The organism is Amphritea sp., assembly GCF_050300915.1.
Classification (GTDB): Bacteria; Pseudomonadota; Gammaproteobacteria; order Pseudomonadales; family Balneatricaceae; genus Amphritea.
Window position 1 is genome coordinate 21,552 of sequence record NZ_JBNKYN010000057.1, and the last position, 6,000, is coordinate 27,551.

Genomic DNA, 6,000 nt, shown 5'->3' on the forward strand with positions numbered 1-6,000 from the left:
GGAAAGACGGTCGAAATGGCAGTGATTATGCGGTTGCTGTACAACTCAGCTGCCAGACCTGTACCGCATCTGCACTGAGATTTACGATGACATTGGGAGCCATTTTCTTAAAATCTTCTCCGAGAATCTGAATCGGGGAAAGGACGGGCGTCTTACGCGCTTTGTCAGTCGCGCTCTGTTGTTCTTTTTCTGCCTGCCGCTGACGCCATTGCAGAGCCTCCTCCGACCAATTTTCTGCGCCCCTGAGTTGAAAACCGCTTTGCTGTAGCAGTGCGCATAGCGCTTCAATGCTAATCAGATGTGATTGTTCTGCGGTGCGTGCCCAGGGCACGGGGTAGATCATCCTGTCACAATCGGGCCCTTGTAATACTTCATGCAGCAATAATGAACCTTCACTGTTCAGTATTCGCAGGCACTCTTGCAGGCAGCGTTCGGTATCCGGAATATTCAGCAGACTGTGCTGCAGTATGATGCAGTCAAAACAGTTGTCTGCGAAAGGGAGCTGTTGCGCATCAGCAGTGATCACCGCGGAGGCTTTGGTATCTGTCAGCGCAGTCAGTGCATGGTTCAGGGTATTAAAACGGTGGGTGATATCAATGCCAACGACCTCTGCATTGAGCTGACTGTTGATCATCCGCATCAGCCCGCCAGCGCCAGAGCCAATTTCCAGAATGCGGCGGGGCTGCAGCTGTTGCAGTTGTTGCAGGAGTTTCTCCGAAGCTTTGATACCACCAATGTGCAACTGGTCTATCGGTGCCAGCTGATACAGAGTCGGGCCGTCAGGATATTGCAGGCGGAGCTGTTTCAGCAGGGCGGTTTCATCCATGTGGTGACTGTAGTGCTGATCTATATCCATAACCATCGTTTTTCCGGGTGCATAAACAAAAAAAGGGCCTCAACTATTGTTAAGCTGAAAACTTAAACTGGCGTGTTTAAACTTCCGCTCACTACTGTTGAGGCCCTGCTATTTTAACGCTTAATCCCCGTGTCAGATATCATCGAGTCCCAGTTCTTTGATGGAGATCTCACGCATCTTAAATTTCTGGATTTTACCGGTGACTGTCATCGGAAACTCGTCAACGAACTTAAAGTAGCGGGGAATCTTAAAGTGGGTGATCTGGCCCTTACAGAAATCCCGCAGCTGACCTTCGGTAACATTGTCTGAGTCGGCACTCAGTTTCACCCAGGCGATCAGTTCCTCGCCGTATTTCTTGTCGGGTACACCGGTAACCTGAACATCGATAATGTTCGGGTGGGTGTAAAGAAACTCCTCGATCTCTTTCGGGTAAACGTTTTCGCCGCCCCGGATCACCATATCTTTGATCCGGCCAACAATCTGGATATAACCCTCTTCATCCATAGTCGCCAGGTCACCGGTATGCATCCAGTGGTGCTCATCGATGGCACCTTTGGTGCCCTCTTCGTTGTTCCAGTATTTGATCATCACACTGTAACCCCGGGTGCACAGTTCGCCGATCTCGCCCCGCGGCTGTATCCGTCCGGTAAGTGGATCGATAATTTTACTTTCCAGGTGTGGCTGGGTGCGGCCCACGGTGGTGACCTGTTTCTCAAACGGATCATCCGCCCGGGTCTGGGTCGATACCGGGCTGGTCTCGGTCATGCCGTAAGCGATCTGCACCTCTTTCATATGCATCTTGGAGTTAACCGCTTTCATCACTTCGGCGGGGCAGATTGATCCGGCCATAATACCGGTGCGCAGGCTGGAAAGGTCATAGTTTGCAAAATCAGGATGATCCAGCTCGGCAATAAACATGGTGGGTACACCATAGAGTGCGGTGGCTTTTTCCTTCTCGACCGCTTCCAGCACCGCTTTCGGCTCAAAACCTTCGGTGGGGTAGATCATGGTTGCGCCGTGAGTCATGCAGCCCAGGTTGCCCATCACCATGCCGAAGCAGTGGTACAGTGGCACCGGAATAATCAGTCGGTCTTTATGGGTAAAGTTCTGACTTTCGGCAACAAAGAAGCCATTATTCAGAATGTTATGGTGACTCAGGGTCGCCCCTTTGGGAAAACCGGTCGTGCCGGAGGTGTACTGAATATTGATCGGGTCATCAAACTGCAGGGTCGCCTGAATATTTTTAACCTGTTGCAGATCGACTTTTTCGGCTTGCTCGACAAAGGCGTCCCAGCGCCACATCCCCGGATGTTGTTCATCTGCCAGGTTGATGATGCATTCCAGGGTTTTCAGTTTTGCCGATTTCAGCTTGCCGATTTCGCAGCTGCTCAGCTCCGGTGCCAACTCTAACAGCATCGCTGTATAGTTGGATGATTTGAAACTGTCGGCGGTAACCAGATACTTAGTGCCGGACTGGTTCAGTGCATATTCCAGCTCGTGCAGGCGGTATGCCGGGTTGATATTCACCAGAATCGCACCGACCTTAGCGCTGGCAAACTGGGTGATTGTCCACTGGGCGGTATTCGGGGACCACATGCCGATACGGTCACCGGGCTTAACACCGATGGCGAGCAGGGCCCGGGCACACTGTTCAACTTTTTCTTGTAGCTGGGCGTAGCTCCAGTGAATATTCTGATAATGAACGATCAGGGCATCGTTATCAGGATAGGTGGCGCAGATCTCATCAAACTTTTCGCCGATGGTCATCCCCAGCAGGGGGGTATTGCTGGTACCGCTGGTATAACTGGGTTGTGCATTGCTCATTGCTTCATCCCTTCATTATTTTTATATATCGAGGGTTTAGATCTCCGTGCTGTCAGCCTGATCAGCACGGAGGTTCGCTTACATCTTTATCGTGCTTGTGCGTGATATTCAGGGTTTGGCTGCATATCCACCGCGCCGGCTACCCGGTTGGTCATGTTGTAAAAACCGGCGACATTGGCGATATCCCAGATATCCCGATCGCTGAATCCTGCATCCCGCAGCGCCTGACGATCGCTCTCCTCAATACAGTCGGGAGATACCGTCATCTTAACGGCAAAGTCCAACATCGCCCGGTGGCGGGTTGACAGTTCGGCAGCGCGATAGTTGATGGCAATCAGTTCGCCGAGGACTGGATCGCCAGAGTAGTTTCTGACCGCTGCCCCATGGGCGGCGATGCAGTAAAAACAGTGATTCTGAGAGGATACGGCTACTGCAATCATCTCCCGTTCAAGGGTGGTCAGGTTGCTGTCGCCGAACATCAGCTCATTGTAGAAGCGGGAGAACACCTCCAGCTGAGCCAGGTTCTGACTGTAGGCTTTGAGGACATTGGGAATCATGCCCAGCTTGGCATCGCAAACATCAAAATACTTTCTAACGTCGTCGGGCAGTTCTTCCCGTGATGGGTAGTGCAGGTCCAGCGCGGTAATATGATCGGGTTGAGACATGGTATAACTCCGTATTATTTTTGTCCGTCAGAGTAGAAAACAGAGGTTCATATAATGAATTTCAATGGTTATCTTATATTAGGGTAAACCCTTATTTCCTTTCAAGGGGAAAGTTTTAAGATAAACCATTATCTCTGCATACTATCCTTATTGATTTATTGACAACCAATGGCGAGGGCCACTTTAGAACCGCTGGTACGTCCGAGCTGGGCGGTAATCCAGTGGCCCGTTTGCGCCAGTTTTTCAAGATCGACGCCGGTTTCGATACCGAGGCCGTTCAGCATATAAAGCACATCCTCAGTGGCGACATTGCCTGATGCGCCTTTGGCATAGGGGCAGCCACCCAGACCGGCAACCGAGGCATCGATCACCGCGATCCCTTCCTCGATCACCGCATACAGATTCGCCAGGGCTTGTCCGTAAGTGTCATGGAAGTGTGCTGCCAGCTTCTCTATAGGCACATGCTTGCTCACTGCTTCCAGCATCCGCTTGGCTTTAAGCGGCGTGCCAGTGCCAATGGTGTCGCCCAAAGAGATCTCATAGCAGCCCATATCCAGCAGCTCACGGCTGACAGCAGCCACCTGAGCGGGGTCTGTTTCACCCTCATAGGGACAGCCCATCACCGTGGAAACATAGCCACGCACCCGGATATTGCAGGCTTGCGCCCGTTCAATCACCGGGGCAAAACGTTCCAGGCTTTCACTGATCGAACAGTTGATATTTTTTTGGGTGAACGCTTCTGAGGCTGCGCCGAAGACAGCAACCTCGTCTGCACCGGCTGCAATAGCCCCCTCCAGCCCTTTCAGGTTGGGTGTCAGTGCCGAGTAGGTCACTCCCGCTTTACGCTTGATACCGTTCATAACGGCAGCGGCATCGCCCATCTGTGGCACCCATTTGGGTGATACAAAGCTGGCCGCTTCGATATGGCTAAGCCCGGTTTCACTGAGGCGGTTGATCAGCTCAATTTTAATCGCTGTATCAATCACCGCCCCCGGCTCATTCTGCAGGCCATCTCTGGCCCCCATTTCAAACAGCCGCACATGTTTAGGCAGCGCCATACTCAGACCTCCACCTTTTCCAGAGAGATCAGTTCGGCACCGTCTGCAACCAGATCACCTTCAGCGAAATAGATCTCAGCCACCGTGCCATCGTGGGGCGCTTTCAGACTATGTTCCATCTTCATCGCTTCCATAATTACCAGGGTGTCGCCGGCTTTAACTGTTTGACCCGCTTCAACCAGCACCGCGACCACCGCACCGTTCATGGGAGCTGTCAGGCTGTTATCACCAGCCTGATCATCACTGCCAAAGGTTTCCCGGTGCTGCTCACAGATAAACTGTTCGCCTTCGTGGAACAGCGTCAGCAGGTCGCCATCGTTAAACAGGTGCACGCTAAGGCGGTGACCATTGATCACCACATCCAGCAGATCATCATTCAACTGTGCGCTGACCTGATAGCTGGCATCATCGATCTGCACCTGATACTGACCTTTGTTGCCGCCTTCGAGAATGCTCAGCTGATATTCGGTATCAGCATGGATCAGTGTCAGCGGGCGGGCATATTCTGAGTTAAGTCGCCAGCTGTTCTGATAACCGAAGGGTGAATAGGGGTCGTCCGGGTTATTGGCCTGCTGCTTGGTTTTTTCGCTGAAGAAACAAGCCGCCATGACCAGACAGAATGCGCTGTTCAGGTTGCTGGCAGGGAATAGTAATGCTTCATGTTTCTCAATAAATCCTGTATCCAGATCCAGAGCCTTAAAGGGTGCACTGCCCGCCAGATTGCGCAGGAAGCGCAGGTTGGTTTTCAGACCGCTGATGCGGTACTCCTCCAGTGCCTGTTCCATCCGCGCAATGGCCCGGTCACGGTTATCATCCCAGACGATCAGTTTGGCGATCATCGGGTCATAGAACACGCTGACCTCATCGCCTTCTACCACGCCGGTATCTACCCGAACATGCTGGCTTTCCTGCGGAGTGCGCAGATAACGCAGGGTGCCGGTGGCGGGCAGGAAATCGTTATCAGGGTCTTCCGCATACACCCGGGCTTCCAGTGCATGACCATTGATACGGATCTCGTCCTGCTGCAGTGGCAGTGGTTCGCCACTGGCGATCCGCAGCTGCCACTCCACCAGATCCTGTCCGGTAATCAGCTCGGTTACCGGATGTTCAACCTGCAGACGGGTGTTCATCTCCATAAAGTAGAAAGAACCATCCACGTCATAGAGAAACTCAACCGTACCTGCACCCACATAATCGATCGCCTGAGCGGCACGCACCGCCGCTTCACCCATCGCTTTACGGGTTTCATCGGCGAGGTTCGGCGCTGGCGCTTCTTCGATGACTTTCTGGTGACGACGCTGTACCGAGCAGTCACGTTCTGCCAGATAGACGCCGTTACCCTGTTTGTCACAGAACACCTGAATCTCGACATGGCGAGGTTGGGTCAGGTAGCGTTCGATCAGCATATCCGGGTTGCCAAAGGCGTTTTTCGCCTCACGACAGGCGGATTTCAGCGCTTCGTCAAACTCATCAATCGAGTTAACCACCCGCATCCCTTTACCGCCGCCGCCAGCGACCGCTTTCAACAGTTGAGGAAAGCCGCAACGGACGGATTCCTCTTTCAGCAATGCCGGGGACTGATCTTCGCCATGATAAC

5 protein-coding genes are annotated in these 6,000 nt (G+C 52.8%); all 5 read right to left on the bottom strand.

The features are described 5' to 3' along the window. Positions 1-25 precede the first annotated feature (25 nt). The gene (locus tag ACQY8X_RS14630; RefSeq protein ID WP_428035881.1) at positions 26-862 is read right to left on the bottom strand and encodes a class I SAM-dependent methyltransferase; all 837 of its coding nucleotides are present in this window, start codon (positions 860-862) and stop codon (positions 26-28) included. A 126-nt stretch (positions 863-988) separates the two neighbouring features. Next, positions 989-2,680, bottom strand: coding sequence for an AMP-binding protein (locus ACQY8X_RS14635; RefSeq protein ID WP_428035882.1), 1,692 nt, complete (start codon positions 2,678-2,680; stop codon positions 989-991). Positions 2,681-2,766: 86 nt separating this feature from the next. Further along, positions 2,767-3,345 (bottom strand): peroxidase-related enzyme, encoded by a 579-nt coding sequence (locus ACQY8X_RS14640; protein WP_428035883.1) that lies wholly within the window; start codon positions 3,343-3,345, stop codon positions 2,767-2,769. Between the two features lie 155 nt (positions 3,346-3,500). Then, entirely contained in the window at positions 3,501-4,403 is a 903-nt protein-coding gene (locus ACQY8X_RS14645) for a hydroxymethylglutaryl-CoA lyase (protein WP_428035884.1), read from the bottom strand. A gap of 2 nt (positions 4,404-4,405) precedes the next feature. Beyond that, a partial coding sequence (locus ACQY8X_RS14650; protein WP_428035885.1) for an acetyl/propionyl/methylcrotonyl-CoA carboxylase subunit alpha occupies positions 4,406-6,000 on the bottom strand: 1,595 nt, incomplete at its 5' end.